Here is a 17,989-nt window from a genome sequence, read left to right on the forward strand (position 1 = left end):
TTATCGATACTTCGGTGGCATCGGAATGAAGAATGAAGTGCGCGAGCAGTATTCGGTGAACCCCGGGCGCCCGGCCATGAACTTCTCGGTCAGCCGCGCCCCGGTCGCATATACCAGGAAGTACGTCATGAGCACCGGGGAGAGCACCGTCAGCAGCGACGGCCAGCCGCAGAGGGTCACCAGCCACAGCCCCCACCACACGCAACTGTCGCCGAAGTAGTTGGGGTGGCGGGTCCAGGCCCACAGGCCGCGGTCCATGATGGCACCCCGGTTGGCCGGGTCGGATGTGAACCGGCGCAGTTGGTGGTCACCGACCGCCTCGAACGCCAGCCCGACGAACCAGATCGCCACCCCGGCAATCAGAACCGGCCGCAGCGCCGTAGGTGTCGGTCCCAGCGTCGAGGACAACTGCACCGGCAGGGAGACAAACCAGGTTGCGGCGGCCTGGATCCCGAACACCTTGCGCAGCACGCGGCCGGCCGAGTAGTCGCCGCCCAGAAGTTCTCGATAGCGCGGATCCTCACCCTTTCCCGCCGATTTGAGCACCATGTGCCAGGACAGCCGCCCGGCCCACAGGACGATCAGCGCCAACAGCAGCAGACGACGGAACAGATCGCCGGTGCCGAGCAGTGCGGACACCACGGCGACGACGATGAACCCCACGCCCCAGGCCACGTCGACGACGTTGTACCGCCCGATCGCCCGGCCGATCAGAAACGTCGCTCCGTGCACGACGGCGAGCGCGGCAAGCGATGCCGCGGTGACGATCAGCAGATTCATCGTGGACCCCCGGTCGCGGCAAACGTCCACTGGTAGACGTCGAGATAGCCTGAGCTGAAACCCGCCTCGGAGTAGGCCAGATATAACTCCCACATCCGTTGGAAGACATCATCGAAACCGGACAGTGCCGGCGCCTGACGGCGTGAGACGAAGCGTTCGCGCCACAGCCGCAGCGTCTCGGCGTAATGCGGGCGCAGGGACAGCATGTCGACTGTGCGCAGCCGGGTCTCGCGTTCGGTGGCGTCGATGACCGCCTTGGTGGAGGGGAGCGATCCACCGGGGAAGATGTACTTCTGGATCCAGGTGAAGGTGTCTCGCGACGCGCGCATCCGGTCGTGCGGCATGGTGATAGTCTGGATCGCGACCCGTCCGCCCGGGTTGACCAGCCGGTCCAAGGTCTGAAAATAGTTGGGCCAGAACTGATATCCGACGGCCTCCATCATCTCGACCGAGATCACGGCGTCGTAGCGGCCGTCGACGTCGCGGTAGTCGAGCAGGTCGATCGCGACCCGATCGGACAGGCCCGCGGCGGCGACGCGTTCCCGCGCCAGCTGCTGTTGTTCGCCCGACAGGGTGACCGAACGGATCTGGGCACCGCGGGCAGCGGCCCGGATGCACAGCTCACCCCAGCCGGTGCCGATCTCCAGTACCCGGCTGCCCAGCCCGACGCCTGCGGTGTCGAGCAGCCGGTCGATCTTGTGCCGCTGAGCACCGGCCAGTTCCGCCGGGGTGGCGGGCAATCGGCCGAACAGTGCGCTGGAATATGTCATCGTCTCGTCGAGGAATTCGGCGAACAATTCATTGGACAGGTCGTAGTGGGCCGAGATGTTGCGCCGGGACTGTGCGGGGTCGTTGTATTGCGATCGCGGTGCCCGCGGCAGCACCAGACTTCGGAACCGTTGCAGCGGTGCGGGAACCAGCTCACCCATGGACCGGCAGAACTCGGTCAGCAGACCGACGAGGTCGGTGGAGCTCCACTCGCCGGCCATATAGGACTCGCCGAATCCGATCAGGCCGTGCCTGCCGATCCTGCGGGTCAGCGCCGCGGGGTGATGGATCACCATGGTGGGCAGGGTCGGGTCGGCCGCCCCGACCACCGTTCCGTCGGGAAAGGCCAGCCGTACCGGCAGCGAGGCCGCGGCGCGCCGCAGCAAGTGATCGGCCACGACCCCGGCCAGTGCAGCCAGCGGTCCGCTCGGCAGGCGTCCCACATCGGGCCAGCGGTCCGTGTCGACGGTGCCCGGCGTCTCGATCTCAGTGCTCACAGCGAGTTCCTTCGATTTCGGTGGGCCGCGGGATCACGGGAACCCCGCGCAGCCACAACCTGATTCCCTCGATCCGGATAGCGATGGCCCCGGCCAGTGGGGCCAGCGGCGCAGTCAGCTGAAGAAGAAGGAGCGCCCTGGCCGTCGCCGGCCTGCGGTCACCCCGCAAGATCGCGACGAATGTCGGCTGTCCTTCGCGGTGCAGGGAAACCGACACCGCCAGATGTTCGTCGGGTTCGGGAGCCCGCAGGAGGTAGTGCCCGTCGACGGCGTTGAACGGTGACACGTACAGGCGCTTGGATATTCGGGCGGGCCCGGGCGCGGGCAGCAGATAGGCGTGGCGGCGGCCGTAGGTGTTGTGTACCTCGGCGACCACGTAGCACAGCGTGCCGGCGGCATCGTGGCACCAGTACAGGCTCAGCGGGTTGAACACGTAGCCCAGCACCCTCGCCTGCAACAGGGCGGTGATCCGTCCGCCGCCCAGGTCGACCTCGTGCGATGCCAGGAACGCGTCGATGCGGTGCCGCAGTGAGTCTTTCGGTCCGCCCGAAAAGTGGTCGCGGGCATCGAACCGGGCGAACGGTCCGAGCCAGCGGGGCAGGCGTGGCATCCGGTCGAGATCGACGTACCAGCTGTAGCCGCGGTAGGTGAAGCGATGGTGCACGGGTGCCCGGCGAACATGAGTGATCCGGGTGCGGTACAGGGCGGGCGTCAGCATGGCAGTGTCTCCGGAGCCGGGGCGCCGGCCCAGCTGGCACCCAGTCGCTGGGCGGCCCGCCATCCCGACACCGCGCCGTCCTCGTGGAATCCCCAGCCGTGGTAGGCGCCGGCGAACACCACCTGGTCATCGTTGAGGGTCGGCAGGAGCTGTTGAGCGGCAACCGATTCGGTGGTGTAGACCGGATGGCAGTAGACCATCTCGGCCAGCAGCGTCGACGGGTCCACCCGGTGGGCTCCGCCCAGCGTCACCAGGTAGCGATGATCCCCACCCAGCCGCATCAGCCGGGTGATGTCGTAGGTGACCGTGACTGCGCGATCAGTGGGATCGACCAGGTAGTTCCACGACGCCCGTGCCCCTCGGTGGCGTGGCAGTACCGACTCGTCGGTATGCAGTTGAGCCTGGCTGAGGCTGTAGCGCAGGGCGCCGAGTATGCGTCGCTCGGCTTCGCTGGGGTGAGCCAGCATCAGCAGCGCCTGGTTGGGGTGCGTGGCGATGACCGCGGCGTCGAACCGGCGCGGGCTCTCACCCTCGACGGTCACCTGCACGCCGTCGGCACTCCGCCGCACAGATCGCACCGGGGCGCTGGTGTGGGCCTCGTCCAGCCGGGACACGATCGCGTCGACGTAGGTGGCCGACCCGCCGAGGACGGTGCGCCACGTGGGCGAACCGAAGACCGAGAGCATGCCGTGGTGCTGCAGGAAGACGAACAGGTAGCGAGCCGGATAGCTCAGCGCCTCACCCGGCGGACAGGACCAGACCGCAGCCACCAGCGGTGTCATGAACCGGTCGATGAAGTACCGGGAGAACCCGTGCCGCCGCACGAAGGCGCCCAACGTGTCCTCGTCGGCGCCGGGCGGGTGGTTCAGCAGATGTGTGGCCAGCCGGTGGAATCGGATGATCTCGCCCAGCATCAGCAGGTAACGGGGTCGGGCCAGGTTGGACCAGGTCGGGAACAGGCCGGCCACGCCGCGGGCACCCGCGTATTCCAGGCCGCAACTGTCGTCGCGTACCGACATCGACATATCGGTGACCTGCGTACGGATCCCGAGTTCGTCGAACAGCCGACACAGGGTCGGATACGTCCGGGTGTTGTGCACCAGGAACGCCGTGTCGACGGCGACGGTGCCGCTGTCCTCGATGACGTGATGGGTGTGGGCGTGCCCGCCGAAACGGGTGTCGGCCTCCAGCAGCGTGACCCGGTCGCGCGCAGACAGGACGTACGCTGCGGTCAGGCCGGCGACGCCACTTCCGATCACGGCGATGGAACGCCCACCGGGATGAATGGTCTCCACATCCGGTATTCGGAGCCGATCCGGGTCCGGATGGGTGAAGGGCTACCGAAGTTCGGCGATCACCTTTCCGAACGCCTCGGCGTGGGCGATCTGCACGATGATGTAGGTGATGCCGTACTTCTCCCGCAGACCGCGAATATGGTCGGCGATGGCGCCCACAGAACCGGACAGCACGCCGGGGTGGCGGAGGAGTTGTTCGTCGCTGAGCCCCGGCAGGAAATGACGCGGGACGTTCAGGATGGGCTTTTCGGTACCTGGTGCGGGCATCGCAGTGACGGCGATGTTGAGCTCCAGCGCGTCGAATCGGTCGCCGGCGGCGTTGCGCAGGAAGGAGATTCGGTCGGCCAGCGGGTCACCGTCGACGTGATCGCCGCCGGTGAGGCCGACGATGTCGGCGGTCTGGGCGGCCACGGTCAGCAGCCGGTCGCCGTTGCCCGCGATGAGGATCGGGATGTCCGGTGCATGTTCGCGCAGGTACTCGGTGGTGTGGCGCAGATAGTCGATGCGGTCGCGCGCCCCGGGGAACGCAAGCTCGGCGGCCTCGAATTCCTCGCGCACGTAGCCGGCGCCGAGGCCCAGGTCGAATCGGCCGCCGGACAGATCCCGCAGGGCGGTGGCGTCGCGCGCCAGCAACGCCGGCTTGTAGAAGCCGGCATTGAGCACGAACGTCCCGACGCGCAGCGTGCTGGTCGCCGCGGCGATCGCGGTGAGCGTCGGGAACGGTGCGGGCGCCCCCAGATGGTCGGGCACGTTGAGCACGTCGAAGCCGAGGTCTTCGGCACGGCGGGCCGCGTCGGCGACCTGAGACTGGGATTCGGCGACGCGCAGGCTGACACCGAAACGGAACTCGTTGGGCATCACCCGATGCTAATGATTCAGCCGGTGACGGTCAGATAGATCAACACCACGTTGAGCACACTGATCAATCCGGCCACGACCCAACCGAGCGTCGTGGTGATGCGGTGGTTGACGTCCGCACCCATCAGGGCTGGGTTACCGGTCAGGCGGATCAGCGGGATCAGCGCGAGCGGTATGCCGAACGAGAGCACGACCTGTGAGAGCACCAGGGCCCGGCTGGGGTCGACGCCGATGGCCAGGATGGCCAGGGCCGGAATCAGCGTGACCAGCCGACGGAGCAGCAGCGGATAGGAGCGACGCAGCAGGCCCTGCATGATCATCGCGCCCGCGTACGCACCGACCGAGGTGGACGCCAGGCCCGACGCCAGCAGTCCGATCGCGAACAGCAGCGCCACCGTCGGACCCAGGGTGTCGCGCACCGCGGCGTGGGCGCCCTCGATGGAATCGGTGTTGTCGCGTCCCTGCAGGTTGGTTGCGGCGACCAGCAACATGGCCAGGTTCACGGCGCCGGCGACCAGCATGGCCAGTCCGACGTCATAGCGGGTGACCCGAAGCAGTCGCCGCCGCGGGGCGCCCGGCTCGGGGTGGCCGTGGCGGTCGCGGGCCAGGCCGGAGTGCAGATAGACCGCGTGCGGCATCACCGTGGCGCCGAGCATCGCGGTGGCCAGCAGCAGGCTTTCGGTGCCTTGGAACCGAGGAATCAGCCCCGCCGCGACCTCGGCCGCGGGGGGAGCCTCGACGAACAGGCTGGTGAGAAAGCCGATCGCGATGACCATCAGCAGTCCGGTGATCACCCGCTCGAACGCGCGCTGCCCACGACGGTTCTGCAGGCTGAGCAGCAGGAGCGACACCCCACCGGTGATCGCCCCGCCGAGCAGCAGCGGCAGATCGAACAGCAGATACAGAGCGATAGCCCCGCCCACAACCTCGGCCAGATCGGTTGCGACGGCGACCAATTCGGCCTGTATCCAGTAGGCGATGCGGGTCGGGGTGCGGGTGTGGTCGGCCACCACCTCGGGAAGCGAGCGACCCGTGACCAAGCCGAGCTTGGCGGACAGGTATTGCACCAGCCCGGCCATGGCGTTGGCCACCACGATCACCCAGACCAGCAGATACCCGAACTGTGCGCCCGCACTGACGTTGGCGGCGACGTTGCCCGGATCGACATAGGCGATCGCGGCAACGAATGCCGGCCCGAGCAGCGTCCAACTCCGCGTCGTGCGTGCCTTGGTGTCCTCCAGCAACTGCCCAGCTCTCCATCCGGGTATGCGAATAGAAAAGTTAGGTTAGCCGAAACCCGCTGGCGGGGCCAACGTCGGGGGTGCTCAGCGGGGTGGCCGGCCCCTCCCGGTGAGACCTACCCGGCGGCTACCCGGATGGTCAGGCTTCTCCTCAGAGGTCAGGGATGGGTAGGTCGAGATTGGGCGCGTTCAGGCCGCCGTCGACCTCGAGTACCTTGCCGGTCAGGTAGCTACCGGCCGGGGAGGACAGGTACACCGCGGCCGCGGCGATGTCGGTCGGATCGCCCAGGCGGCGCAGTGGTGTGGCCTTCTCCATCGGGTCACGCAGCGCGTCATTGGACGCGACGATCTCCAGTGCCGAGGTGAGGATCGAGCCGGGGGCGATGGCGTTGACGCGGATGCGTGGGCTCAGATCCACGGCCGACAGTCGGGTGTAGTGGGCGAGGGCGGCCTTCGCGGTGCCGTACGCGGCGAACCCCCGTCCGGCCAGACGCCCCACCGTGGAGGTGATGTTGATGATGCTGCCGCCGCCGGAATGCTCGAGCATCAGCGGCACTGCGGCACAGGTCAGCGCGTGCGCGGTCGACACATTGAAGGTGAAGGCGTCGCGCAGATCCTTGGTGGAGGTGTTCATCAGGGGTGCCGGCATGGTGCCGCCGACGTTGTTGACGACGATGTCTAGTTTGCCGAACGCTTCGATCGCGACGGCCGCGAGTTCGGCGGTGGCCTCGGGGTGGGCCAGGTCGGCGGCGACGACGTGGGCCCGCCGCCCGGTCGCGGCGATCTGCTCGGCAACTTCGTCGAGTTGGGTCTGGGTACGAGCCGCGATGACGACGTCGGCACCGGCTTCCGCGAAGGCCAGGGCGGTAGCTGCGCCCAGTCCACGGCCGGCCCCGGTGACAATCGCAACCTTGTCGTCCAGTCGGAATCTGTCCAGAATCACGCGCACTCCGTTCGCTTGCTCGGCGCCACGCTAGCAGGGTGAGCGGACCCGCGTCCGGTATTTCTGAAACACGTTCTAGTTGTGCCGCGGTGCGCCACCGCGTGTCGTGGAGTGTGCACAAAGCCGTCCGCGCAGGCGGTGGCGGGCGCACAATTGAGGGGTCAATTCAACGTGGGGAGCCCGCGATGACCGAGCAGCGTTATGACTTCTTCGGCGATGTCTTCGCGCGGTATTTCAGCCCCACGATCGGTCGGTACCCCTCTACGGCGGGCAGCCTCGTCCATCGCCTGCTCGCGTCTACCGACGAGGTGCAGGACCGGTTGGCCCAAGCCCGTCTCGCGGCCTGCGCGTGGGGTGAGGAGGAGGCCGGTTCCTCGGGCCACCTGCATCCGTCGTCCGAACTGTTCGTCTTCACCCAGTGCGGTCTGATGTACGGCGCGCGTTTCGCCGACGCCCGTCACGGGTTGTACTACCTGGCCACTCCGCACCTTGTGTTCGACGCGTTCGTCGACCAGATCGAGCACACTCCGCGGCGTCCGGGGGCGGTGGCGGCGGTGGATCGCCGCTGCAGCCACGATCTCGAATCGGCCCATCCGATGGATGCCGCGTTGCGCCGCCTGCTGGATGAGCACGAGGCCTTGCGCGTCGACGTTCCTGTCTAGCGGCGCTCCGCAGGGGTTGATGTTAACGCTGTGTTTCGGCGACGTGTGCTGTGCATTACCCCGTATGCGTTCGGTATGAGTCTGTCGGACAACGGATTTCGACGACTTACGTTTAGTCCACTTCACCGAAACCGAAGGGCGGGCTGAACCCAGTGAAACGGAACTCGAAATGCTTGTGGGCCGCAGCTGTCGGACTGTGTGGGCTCGGGATGGCGTTGGCCGCGCCGGCTGCTGCCGCACCCACGGAGTCGACGGCGAGCCAAACCATCAGTGAACTCGAAAGCCGGGGCTTCCGGGTGATCTTGAGCAAGGTCGGCGCCAGGGCTATTGATGACTGCACGGTAAGCGCAGTGCGCCAGGGTCATTCGGTCATCGCACCGCAAGTGCCGGCCGGTGCGGCCGGTATCACCTCGTTCAACCCGGGGCAGAATCTGCAGTACACCACGGTGTATGTGGATCTGGACTGCCGGCGCTGAACTACTTCTTGGCGGGCTTTTTCGCTGTGCTGCCACGCGCCTTCACGCTGGCCTCCAGTTTGGCCAGCAGATCTGAGACATCCTCGGTCTCGTCGAGCGCGGTCGGCTGCTCTTCGACCGAGAAGGCTTCTCCACCTTCGAGTTTGGCCTGGACGAGTTCGTTCATTTGATCCTGATAGTCGTCCCGGAACTGATCGGGCTTGAAGTCATCGGTCATCGACTCGACCACCTGACCGGCCATCTTCAACTCGGCCGGTTTGATCTCGACCTCCTTGTCCAGCACGGGGAAGTCGGGATCGCGGATCTCGTCGGGCCACAGCAGGGTGTGGATCACCATGACGTTGCGCTTACTGAAATCCTTGACGCGCAGGGCTGCCAGCCGCGTCTTGTTGCGCAATGAGAAGTGCACGATGGCCACGCGTTCGGTTTCTGCGAGCGTCTTGGCCAACAGCACGTAGGACTTGGATGACTTGGAGTCGGGCTCCAGGAAATAGCTCTTGTCGTACATCAACGGGTCGAGTTGGTCGGCCGGGATGAACTCGACGACTTCGATCTCGCGGCTGCGTTCCTCGGGCAGCGTGGCAATGTCCTCATCGGTGATCACCACCATCTGCCCGTCGTCTGATTCGAAGGCCTTGTTGATGTCTCGGAACTCGACGACCTCGCCACACACTTCACAGACCCGCTTGTAGCGGATGCGCCCGTTGTCCTTGGCGTGGACCTGGTGGAACTTGATGTCGTGGTCCTCGGTGGCGCTGTAGACCTTGACCGGCACGTTCACCAGGCCGAAGGCGATCGAACCCTTCCAGATGGATCGCATAAGGCCAGTATGGCCCAGCGGGGCCGCGGATAAACGTTTCAGCACGCTCAGGACTGGGCTGCGGCGTCTCGGGTAGCACGATCAGGCAGGTCCGCGCCGGGTCGGGCCACCGTCAACGCCGCTGACAGCGCAGCGGACCTCAGGACACCTTCGAGCGTTCCGGTGTCGATCCGGGAGAGGTAGCGACGGCGGTCCGCGCCGAGCAGGCCCAAGGACCACACCGCGTCGAGCAGGCCTGTCATGAAGGCGTCGCCGGCCCCGACGGTGTCCACCACCTGGACCGACCGTGCCGCGACCGACACCGAACCGGCGCGGCACACAGCGAACGCTCCGCACTCACCCGAGGTCACCGTGACGATCGACGGGCCGACCTCCAGCCACGCCCGGGCGATCTGTTCGGGGGAGTGGCGGGGGTCGAGCCAGCGCAGGTCTTCCTCGGAAACCTTGACGATGTCGGCACGTTCGACGAGTCGGTCGATGCGCCCGCGCGCAATGTCGTCGTCGCGGATCACGTCCGGGCGGATATTCGGGTCGAAGGTGAGGGTCGCGGACATACGGTAGGCGTCCAGCAGCGCGGCGGTGGCGCGGCACCCCGGTTCCAGTACGGTCGCAATCGATCCGGTGTGCACCAGCAGTGGGGTTGCCACCTCGGGTGTACCGGTCAGCTGCCAGTCGATGTCGAACTGGTAGCGGGCCGATCCAGCGGCGGTGAGTGTGGCGATCGCGGTGGGTGTCCGTCCGGCGCTGGTGCTGCCCGAAACCAGTTGCACTCCAGAATGTTCCACGTACTCGACGATGCGTTTGCCACGGTCGTCGTCGGCAATGTGGGTGAGGAAGTCGACGCCGCGGCCCAGCCTGCCCAGGCCGACGGCGACATTGAGGGGACTGCCGCCGACGTACTCTCCGACGACGTTGCCATCCCGCTCGACGATGTCGATCAAGGCCTCGCCGATGACCAGGGCCCGGCTCATGGCTCCATGGTAGGTGGTTGGGCCAGAGCCGTCCGGCGACGAACCCCGCCGACCCGGTCGGGTTACGGCCGATGCCGCGGGTACCGGGCCAACGAGAACAGCCGTCGTGGGCAGCAATACGGCCGCCGCCAATCGCAAGAGCCCGCTGCGCACACTGGTCAACGCCATCTGGCCGTGCTCACCCGTCGACGGGGCCGGTGTCTTGGATGTGGGTATACGTTTGCCACATGGATGGCGTCACGGAGCGCTATGAGCGGGTTCGGCTGACGAACCCCGACAAAGTGCTGTATCCCGCCACCGGCACCACCAAAGCCGAGGTGTTCGACTACTACCTCGACATCGCCGAGGTGATGCTTCCCCACCTGGCCGGCCGCCCGGTAACCCGAAAGCGTTGGCCCAACGGGGTGGCGCAGACGTCGTTCTTCGAAAAGCAGTTGGCGTCTTCGGCTCCGAGTTGGCTGGAGCGCGGCAACATCGCGCACAAGTCCGGGACCACCACGTACCCGATCATCAATACCCGCGAGGGTCTGGCCTGGATCGCCCAACAGGCCGCGCTGGAAGTGCATGTGCCGCAATGGCGGTTCTCCGCCGACGGCAGCCAGGGCCCGGCTACCCGCATCGTGTTCGATCTGGATCCGGGTGAGGGCGTGACGATGCCGCAGCTGGGCGAGGTCGCCCAGGCGGTACGCGATCTCATGGATGACATCGGGCTGACGACGTACCCGTTGACCAGCGGCAGCAAGGGCCTGCATCTGTATGTGCCGCTGGCCGAACCGATCAGTTCTCGCGGTGCCTCGGTGCTGGCCAAGCGCGTGGCCCAACAACTCGAACAGTCGATGCCGACTCTGGTCACCGCCACCATGACCCGCAGCGTGCGGGCACAGAAGATATTTCTGGACTGGAGCCAGAACAACGGCGCCAAGACCACGATCGCTCCGTACTCGCTGCGCGGGCGCGAGCACCCGACCGTCGCCGCGCCACGCACCTGGGACGAGATCGCCGACCCGGATCTGCGTCAACTGCGATTCGATGAGGTGTTGCAACGGGTTTACGATGACGGCGACCTGTTGGACGGCCTCGACGCGGACGCACCCCGGGGCGACAAACTCACCACCTACCGCAGCATGCGGGATGCGGGCAAGACTCCCGAACCGGTGCCCCCGGATGTTCCGCCGACCGGAAACAACGACCGGTTCGTGATCCAGGAACATCACGCCCGACGGCTGCATTATGACCTACGGCTGGAACGCGATGGCGTGCTGGTCAGTTGGGCGGTGCCCAAGAACCTTCCCGAGACCACCGCGGTGAATCACCTTGCCGTGCATACCGAAGACCACCCGATCGAGTACCTGACCTTCCACGGCACGATTCCCAAGGGAGAGTATGGCGCCGGGGACATGGTCGTCTGGGACACGGGCACCTACGAGGCGGAGAAGTTCCGGGTCAGCGACGACCCCGAGGCCCGCAACGGTGAGGTGATCTTCACCCTGAGCGGTGGGAAGATCGACGGCCGCTACGCACTGATCCAGACCGAGGGCAAGAACTGGCTGGCGCACCGGATGAAGGACCAGAAGTCGGCCACCCCCGAGCCCAAGGACTTCGCACCGATGCTGTCCACCGAGGGGTCCGTCGCGAAACTCACGGCCGGCCAGTGGGCGTTCGAGGGAAAATGGGACGGCTACCGGCTGCTGGTGGAAGCCGATCATGGCCGCCTGCAACTGCGTTCGCGCAGCGGGCGCGACGTCACCGCCGAGTACCCCCAGTTGGAGGTGCTGGCCGCCGATCTCGCCGACCATCACGTGGTGCTCGACGGCGAGGTGGTGGCACTCGACGACTCCGGGGTGCCCAGCTTCGGCGCGATGCAGAACCGGGCCCGCTCCACCCGCGTCGAATTCTGGGCGTTCGACATCCTGTGGCTCGACGGCCGCTCCCTGTTGCGCGCCAAGTACTCCGACCGGCGAAAGGTGCTGGGCGCGTTGGCTGCCGGCGGTGGTCTGATCGTGCCCGAACCGCTGCCCGGGGACGGCCAGGAAGCCATGGAGCATGCCCGCGAGCACCGGTTCGAAGGCGTCGTCGCCAAGAAGCGCGACTCGACCTATCAACCGGGCCGACGGTCGGCGTCCTGGATCAAGGACAAAATCTGGAACACCCAGGAGGCGGTGATCGGCGGCTGGCGTCAGGGGGAGGGCGGGCGCACCAGCGGCATCGGTGCGCTGCTGCTCGGTGTCCCGGGCCCCAACGGACTTCAGTTCGCCGGCCGGGTCGGCACCGGGTTCACCGAGAAGGAACTGGCCAGGCTGAAGGACATGCTGGCGCCGCTGCACACCGAGGAATCTCCCTTCGGCCAGCCGTTGCCGAAGCTCGACGCCAAAGGGGTCACGTTCGTGCGGCCGGAACTGGTGGGGGAGGTGCGCTACAGCGAGCGCACCGCCGATCACCGGTTGCGCCAGCCGAGTTGGCGCGGGCTGCGGCCGGACAAGTCGCCGGAGGACGTGGTGTGGGAATAACTCCAGGCCGGGAGTTGCCGTCGTCGACTCTCAGCGGGCCGAGGCGACGGCTTCGTTCAACCCCCGGGTCGCCAGTTCGTCGGCCAACTCGTTGTCGGCGATGCCCGAGTGGCCCTTTACCCAGAACCACTCGACCTGGTGCCGTGCGCAGGCAGCCTGCAGCCGCTGCCATAGGTCGACGTTCTTCACCGGCTGCTTCGCAGCCGTCAGCCAGCCGTTGCGTTCCCAGCCGAAAACCCACTTGGTGATGCCGTTGCGGACATAGGTGCTGTCGGTGTGGAGATGCACCACCACCGGTCTCGTGAGCGCCTCGAGCGCCATGATCGGCGCCATCAACTCCATGCGGTTGTTGCTGGTTTCGCCGGGCTCGCCGCCGCACATCTCGCGGACGTGTTCACGGTGGCGCAGCACCGCACCCCAGCCACCGGGGCCCGGATTTGGTCGGCACCCGCCGTCGGTATGGACGACAACGACCGCGGTGGTCAGGTCTCCGGCGTCGGTCATGCGCTGAGGATAGGGAACTGCTTCGTGCGGGCGGCGACCCGACACACGTCAATGACGCACAGTCGCCGAGATCACGGCTGTGTGCACCGATATGCCGAGGTCGCGGTGCCGCACCGTGGTGATCCGGCGCCCAGGCTGTACCGCGTCCTTGACCGGAGCGGTGTGGTCGCCGAAGAACGCGGCGCTCGCGTCGATGTCGTCGACGACGTACGTGATTCCCCAGAGCTTCGAGGCACCCTCACTGGCCGTCTCCGGCGAGCCGACGACCTCGATGATCACCTCTCCGAAGCGGAAGAAAACCTGACGCATCCGTCGTCCGCCGAGTTCGGTGTCCCGTTCCCGGCGCGGTTCCACGCCGATGGCCGCCATTGAGGCGATCGTGCGGTCCAGGTCAGGGGACAGCAACACGATGTGGTCGATTGCGGTGACACCGTTCGGGTGGGTGGCCGGTGGTGCGGTGACGGCATCCGATCGCGTGGTGTGGACACCGTCGAGGACGTCGAAGATGCCGTCTGTGGGCAGGTCACCCAACGACCACCCGATGATGCCGGTACCGCGGTCGCGCCCGACCAGCCGGATGCGAACCGAACCCACCCGGCAGACGGCATCGGAGTCGACGGAAAATCCCGCTCGCGTCCAGGCGTCCGGCGGGTCAGCGACTTCGAGCTCGTCGACGGTGACGGTCATGGACGTGGAATCTATCCGTCCCGCCGATCCGCTGTGCGGACCTCAGTCGGACGGCTGGCCGGCCTCAGCTATCCGCCGCTGCGCTTCGGCCGGCGAGATGCGCAGCCGCCTGGCGAGCACCGCGGCCGGGTCGAACCGCGGTGGCGCCGCGGTGTTGGTGGCGACCATCCGCCCGAGGAGCCGTTGTTGAGCGGTCGCCAGCCGTTTCTCGCCGGCGTCGAGCCGGCTCAAAACCTCGTGGAGCTCCGCCCGTGTCAGGGCATGTACCGACAGCGCGTCGATCTCTTTGCAGGCGGCGCTCAGGTGCTCGAGCGCATCGCCGATGATCGTCCGCTCGATGTCCCTCTCGGAAACCAATATCGAACTCATGTTCGGTACCGTACGCCGACCCCCCGACAAGCCCGGCACTCGTGCGACGCCCGGCCCAAAACAATCGGCCGCACAATTTTCTGCGGCCGATTGCGGGTGCCGAATATCCACCAAACCGGCCGAATCCGATTCGGCGTCTCCGGCAAATAGGTGCTCTGCTTTATTCCCACCTCAGCAGGAGACGTCGACGTATGCCGTCTTTGAAATGACGGTGGTATTGATCGAACTTCCGCCCCTGGAGTCGTTGGTGGCGATGGTCGGCCCCTGGCGCACGCCGAGCACGGTGCAGTTGGCTAGTGGCGCCGCCCCGGTGCGGTTGACGATGACGTGATAGCCGCTGGTTTGCAGGCTTTTCACGGTCTGTTCGGCCGACTGCTCGGTCGGCGCGGCAGCGGCGACACCCCCGAGAAATGTGCCTGCCGCCAGCACGCCGGCGGCCAATGTGGCGATGGAATATGACTTCATTTCCCAACCCTCCGTTGCAGGCGACACCGGAAGTCCCACTACTTCTGGATGCTGTCTATTACGTTCCAATTGGGAATCGAGTTCGAAAATTCCACAATTCTCAGCTGAAAATGCGGAATTTCTCAGGGTCGGGGCGGTGTCGGGCCGGTTTCGGTTGACCTCTCCTCGACGGTGACCCGCAGTCGCGGCTTGTGCTCGGCATCTGAGCTGTCCATGCGATCCCACACCGCATCCACCAGGGGTGCCAGCAGCATCTCGCCCATCTGTCGCACCAGGACGGCCAGGACCTGGGTCGACTCGCGACGTCTGGTTGATGCGCGCCCCGACTTCCGCAGCGTATTGACCTCCCGCGCGGTCAGGCCGACGAGGGCGTCGAGCAGATGCAGATTCTCGCCGGACGGGTCCAGCAACGCGCGGCGCACGTAGTTGACCACCGGGGGGTTCGCTTCCAGCATGGTGTGCACGGCCGCGTCCCGGGCGGCGGTGAGATCAGCCGGCCCGCCGATGTCGGGAACCTCGGACAGCGCCGAGGCGAAGTGATCCACCACCAACTGGTCGACGGCATCGCGCAACCCGGCCTTGGTCTTGTAGTGGTGCTGTACCAGGCCGAGTGTGACACCGGCTTCGGAGGCGATGGCGCGCAACGAAATTCGGTCTTGTCCGTACTTCGAATACAGATCCAGTGCGGCATTGCGAATGCGGGCCTTCGGCGTGAGGTCCTCCGGTGTGGCCCGGGGGTTGACCATGGCGCACTCCTCCGGTACATCTGACTTTGTGACGATACGGTTGTATCGTAATCGGTGCGATGTGACCAAGATGGGGTAGCGACGATGTCTGATCTCTTCCCGGACTACCGGGCCTCCTGGGAGACCGACCAGCATCGTGAGCTGCGACGGCATGCGGCGGAGTTCTTCCGCAGGGAGGCCACGCCCAACCAGGAGCGCTGGGCTCGAAACCACCAGGTCGACCGGGAATTCTGGAACAAGCTCGGCGACGCCGGACTGTTGGGACTGGACCTGCCGGAGGAGTATGGCGGTGCCGGCGGGGACTTCGGATTCTCAGCGGTCGTCGCCGAGGAACTGGCTCTCGCTCACGATTCGGCCTCGGGCTGGGTGGTGCATTCCCCGATCGTCGCGCACTACATCGGCGCCTACGCCAATGCCGAGCAGAAGCAGCGCTGGATGCCGAAGATCATCAGCGGTGAGGCCGTACTGGCGATCGCGATGACCGAGCCCGGCACCGGATCGGATCTGCAAGCGGTGCGTACGACGGCCGTGCGCGACGGCGACGACTACGTCATCAACGGATCGAAGACGTTCATCTCCAATGGAACTCACTGCGACCTGCTGGTCATCGTTGCGAAGACCGACCCGGCGCAGGGCGCCGCGGGCATCTCGTTGATCGTGGCGGAGACCAGCGACCACCTACCGGGCTTCGAACGTGGCCGTGTGCTGGAGAAGGTGGGCCAGCACGGTCAGGACACCCGTGAGCTGTTTTTCGCCGACATGCGGGTGCCGGTGCGGAATCTTCTCGGCGAACAAGAAGGGCTGGGCTTTTATCAGCTGATGGAACAGCTGGCTCGCGAACGGCTTGCCATCGCGTCGGTGTGCTCTGGGATGGCGGAGGCCGCGGTGTTGGAGGCGATCCGCTACACCAAAGAACGTGAGGCCTTCGGTAAGCCGCTGATCGGTTTCCAGCACAATCGGTTTGCCCTCGCCGAGCTCAAGGCCGAGGTCCTGTCGATCAAGACCACGGTCGATTATTGCGTGCAGTCCTATATCGATGGGCGCATCGATCCGGCCACCGCATCGATGGCCAAGCTGATCGCGGCCGACAAGGGTGTCGCCGTCGTCGACCGCTGTGTGCAGTTCTTCGGCGGATACGGCTACATGATGGAGTATCCGATCGGGCGTGCCTACGCGGCCGCAAGGGTCAACAAGATCTACGGCGGCACCAGTGAAATCATGAAAGAGATCATCAGTCGGTCCCTGTGATGGCTGGGCTGTGACATCGTTGAAGGATGAGTGGTGACGGGTACAGCGTCGACGACGACGACCAGTTGACGCAGGAGGACACCCTGCTCGATCGGGGTGTCGACGACTTGCTCGATGAGGGTTATTCGCCGCCCGATCGCTGGCGGGAACCGCGTGACCACGAGACGTTCGATGAGCTGCTGGCCGAGGAAGAGCCTGATCCCGCCATGCAACTCGACGAGCCCGACTATCTCGACGAGCAGGGCGGCGAGGACGAGGTCGGCGACCTACGGTCGGGTCGCCTGGTGGCCCCCAATGCGGGCTTCGGCGCGGACGACGAGGCAGAGCTGCTCGGGACCGACGTCGGTATCGATGGTGGTGCGGCCTCTGCTGAAGAGGCCGCGGTCCACATCATCCCGGCGTCGGCGCCCGATGGTGGTCTGTCGTTCTGACCTGGCCGCCGCTTTCGACACCGGGGCCGTGGATCGTTGTGGGGTACGACCCGGGCGTGGAAAACGACGCAGGAATGCCCCGCGGGCGCAGGCTCAGACCTTGGCGATGACGTTCTCGGCGAACTTCTCCAGATGGCGGATCTTGCGGTCGAGCGGCTCGGGGTCGTCGCCCATGATGTAGGGCAGGCGGAAGCCCACGATCACATCGGTGACACCCTTGTCCTCGAGTCGTTTGATGCCGTCGGGCGTATACGCATCAGCCGAGATCACGTGGACTTCAAACGGCCCCGTCCGACCTTCCTCCACCCGAATCTCGTTGAGTCGCTTCAGGAGGACGTCGAGGTCGTCGGTGCCGCCGCCGTGCATCCAGCCGTCGTTGCGGGCCGCGCGGCGCAGGGCGGCTTCGGCGTGCCCGCCGACGAGGATGGACACCGGCTTCGACGGTGCCGGGGTCATCTTGGTCTTGGGGATGTCGTAGAACTCGCCGTGGTACTCGAAGTAGTCACCGCTGGTCAGTCCGCGGATGATGTCGATGCACTCGTCCATGCGCTTGCCGCGCCGTGCGAACGGCACGCCCATCAACTCGTAGTCCTCGGGCCAGGGGCTGGTGCCGACGCCGAGCCCGAGTCGGTTGTCGAACAGCGCGTTGAGCGAGCCGACCTGCTTGGCCACCAGGGCGGGCGGACGGATCGGCAGCTTGAGCACGAAGAAGTTGAACTTCAGCGTGGTGGTGACGGCGCACAGGGCCGAGGCCATCACGAAGGCTTCGACGAAGGGCTTGCCGTCCAGGAACTCCCGGTTGCCGTCGGGGGTGTACGGGTACTTCGAATCGGAGTCGAAGGGGTAGGCGACGCTGTCGGCGATCGTCATGGCGTGATAGCCGGCCGCTTCGGCCGCCTGGGCCAGCGGGATGTAGTAGGTGGGATCGGTCATGGCTTCGGCATAGGTGAACCGCATGGCGTACACACTAGAACGTGTTCTAGTTCTATGGGGTCGATCGGGC

20 protein-coding genes are annotated in these 17,989 nt (G+C 66.1%); 5 read left to right on the plus strand and 15 right to left on the minus strand.

The genetic code is table 11. From position 1 onward, the window contains the following. The 7 genes from G6N44_RS22640 to G6N44_RS22670 all read right to left on the minus strand — a co-directional run bounded on the left by G6N44_RS22640 (window position 1) and on the right by G6N44_RS22670 (window position 7,100). The gene (locus G6N44_RS22640; RefSeq protein WP_163667899.1) at window positions 1-780 is read right to left on the minus strand and encodes a DUF1295 domain-containing protein; all 780 of its coding nucleotides are present in this window, start codon (window positions 778-780) and stop codon (window positions 1-3) included. Beyond that, window positions 777-2,045 carry a class I SAM-dependent methyltransferase gene (locus G6N44_RS22645; RefSeq protein ID WP_163667901.1) on the minus strand — a complete coding sequence of 423 codons (1,269 nt, stop codon included), beginning with the start codon at window positions 2,043-2,045 and terminating at the stop codon, window positions 777-779. The genes G6N44_RS22640 and G6N44_RS22645 overlap by 4 nt, the downstream gene beginning before the upstream one ends. Continuing rightward, window positions 2,035-2,763 carry a DUF1365 domain-containing protein gene (locus tag G6N44_RS22650; protein WP_163667903.1) on the minus strand — a complete coding sequence of 243 codons (729 nt, stop codon included), beginning with the start codon at window positions 2,761-2,763 and terminating at the stop codon, window positions 2,035-2,037. The genes G6N44_RS22645 and G6N44_RS22650 overlap by 11 nt, the downstream gene beginning before the upstream one ends. Continuing rightward, window positions 2,757-4,058 carry an NAD(P)/FAD-dependent oxidoreductase gene (locus tag G6N44_RS22655; RefSeq protein WP_235682845.1) on the minus strand — a complete coding sequence of 434 codons (1,302 nt, stop codon included), beginning with the start codon at window positions 4,056-4,058 and terminating at the stop codon, window positions 2,757-2,759. The genes G6N44_RS22650 and G6N44_RS22655 overlap by 7 nt, the downstream gene beginning before the upstream one ends. A 42-nt stretch (window positions 4,059-4,100) precedes the next feature. Beyond that, complete coding sequence (locus G6N44_RS22660; protein ID WP_163667904.1) at window positions 4,101-4,916, minus strand: LLM class F420-dependent oxidoreductase; 816 nt, start codon at window positions 4,914-4,916, stop codon at window positions 4,101-4,103. A gap of 17 nt (window positions 4,917-4,933) precedes the next feature. Then, window positions 4,934-6,160 (minus strand): Nramp family divalent metal transporter, encoded by a 1,227-nt coding sequence (locus G6N44_RS22665; protein WP_163667907.1) that lies wholly within the window; start codon window positions 6,158-6,160, stop codon window positions 4,934-4,936. A gap of 148 nt (window positions 6,161-6,308) precedes the next feature. Continuing rightward, complete coding sequence (locus G6N44_RS22670) at window positions 6,309-7,100, minus strand: SDR family oxidoreductase (protein WP_163667909.1); 792 nt, start codon at window positions 7,098-7,100, stop codon at window positions 6,309-6,311. 185 nt (window positions 7,101-7,285) lie between these two features. Between G6N44_RS22670 and G6N44_RS22675 the strand changes: the two genes are divergently transcribed. Together G6N44_RS22675 and G6N44_RS22680 are read left to right on the plus strand one after the other, a co-directional pair. Beyond that, on the plus strand, window positions 7,286-7,762 hold the full coding sequence (locus tag G6N44_RS22675) for a glucose-6-phosphate dehydrogenase (protein WP_163667911.1): 477 nt from the start codon (window positions 7,286-7,288) through the stop codon (window positions 7,760-7,762). A gap of 152 nt (window positions 7,763-7,914) precedes the next feature. Next, entirely contained in the window at window positions 7,915-8,238 is a 324-nt protein-coding gene (locus G6N44_RS22680; RefSeq protein WP_235682846.1) for a hypothetical protein, read from the plus strand. A gap of 1 nt (window position 8,239) precedes the next feature. Here the strand turns inward: G6N44_RS22680 and ku are convergent, their stop codons facing one another. Further along, complete coding sequence (gene ku, locus G6N44_RS22685; RefSeq protein WP_163667913.1) at window positions 8,240-9,058, minus strand: non-homologous end joining protein Ku; 819 nt, start codon at window positions 9,056-9,058, stop codon at window positions 8,240-8,242. A gap of 47 nt (window positions 9,059-9,105) precedes the next feature. Then, the gene (locus G6N44_RS22690; protein WP_163667915.1) at window positions 9,106-10,029 is read right to left on the minus strand and encodes a carbohydrate kinase family protein; all 924 of its coding nucleotides are present in this window, start codon (window positions 10,027-10,029) and stop codon (window positions 9,106-9,108) included. A gap of 227 nt (window positions 10,030-10,256) precedes the next feature. Between G6N44_RS22690 and G6N44_RS22695 the strand changes: the two genes are divergently transcribed. After that, a complete protein-coding gene (locus tag G6N44_RS22695; RefSeq protein WP_163667917.1) occupies window positions 10,257-12,536 on the plus strand; it encodes an ATP-dependent DNA ligase in 2,280 nt (759 codons plus the stop codon). A 30-nt stretch (window positions 12,537-12,566) separates the two neighbouring features. On the opposite strand, the gene rnhA is transcribed toward G6N44_RS22695, so the two are convergent. The 5 genes from rnhA to G6N44_RS22720 all read right to left on the minus strand — a co-directional run bounded on the left by rnhA (window position 12,567) and on the right by G6N44_RS22720 (window position 15,307). Further along, window positions 12,567-13,040, minus strand: a complete 474-nt coding sequence (rnhA, locus tag G6N44_RS22700) for a ribonuclease HI (protein ID WP_372508150.1) — start codon at window positions 13,038-13,040, stop codon at window positions 12,567-12,569. Window positions 13,041-13,088: 48 nt separating this feature from the next. After that, entirely contained in the window at window positions 13,089-13,727 is a 639-nt protein-coding gene (locus G6N44_RS22705; protein WP_163667919.1) for a VOC family protein, read from the minus strand. A 42-nt stretch (window positions 13,728-13,769) separates the two neighbouring features. Beyond that, a complete protein-coding gene (locus G6N44_RS22710; protein WP_163667922.1) occupies window positions 13,770-14,096 on the minus strand; it encodes a DUF222 domain-containing protein in 327 nt (108 codons plus the stop codon). Window positions 14,097-14,267: 171 nt separating this feature from the next. After that, window positions 14,268-14,561, minus strand: coding sequence for a hypothetical protein (locus G6N44_RS22715; protein WP_163667924.1), 294 nt, complete (start codon window positions 14,559-14,561; stop codon window positions 14,268-14,270). A 122-nt stretch (window positions 14,562-14,683) separates the two neighbouring features. Further along, complete coding sequence (locus tag G6N44_RS22720; protein WP_163667925.1) at window positions 14,684-15,307, minus strand: TetR/AcrR family transcriptional regulator; 624 nt, start codon at window positions 15,305-15,307, stop codon at window positions 14,684-14,686. Window positions 15,308-15,391: 84 nt separating this feature from the next. Here G6N44_RS22720 and G6N44_RS22725 point away from each other — a divergent pair, with 84 nt between their 5' ends. Together G6N44_RS22725 and G6N44_RS22730 are read left to right on the plus strand one after the other, a co-directional pair. Next, window positions 15,392-16,555 carry an acyl-CoA dehydrogenase family protein gene (locus G6N44_RS22725; protein ID WP_163667927.1) on the plus strand — a complete coding sequence of 388 codons (1,164 nt, stop codon included), beginning with the start codon at window positions 15,392-15,394 and terminating at the stop codon, window positions 16,553-16,555. Between the two features lie 26 nt (window positions 16,556-16,581). After that, the gene (locus tag G6N44_RS22730) at window positions 16,582-16,986 is read left to right on the plus strand and encodes a DUF5709 domain-containing protein (protein ID WP_163667929.1); all 405 of its coding nucleotides are present in this window, start codon (window positions 16,582-16,584) and stop codon (window positions 16,984-16,986) included. A gap of 93 nt (window positions 16,987-17,079) precedes the next feature. Here G6N44_RS22730 and G6N44_RS22735 read toward each other — a convergent pair whose 3' ends face one another. Continuing rightward, on the minus strand, window positions 17,080-17,943 hold the full coding sequence (locus G6N44_RS22735; RefSeq protein WP_163667931.1) for an LLM class flavin-dependent oxidoreductase: 864 nt from the start codon (window positions 17,941-17,943) through the stop codon (window positions 17,080-17,082). Window positions 17,944-17,989 lie beyond the last annotated feature (46 nt).

Origin of the sequence: Mycolicibacterium alvei (assembly GCF_010727325.1) — a bacterium.
Classification (GTDB): domain Bacteria; phylum Actinomycetota; class Actinomycetes; order Mycobacteriales; family Mycobacteriaceae; genus Mycobacterium; species Mycobacterium alvei.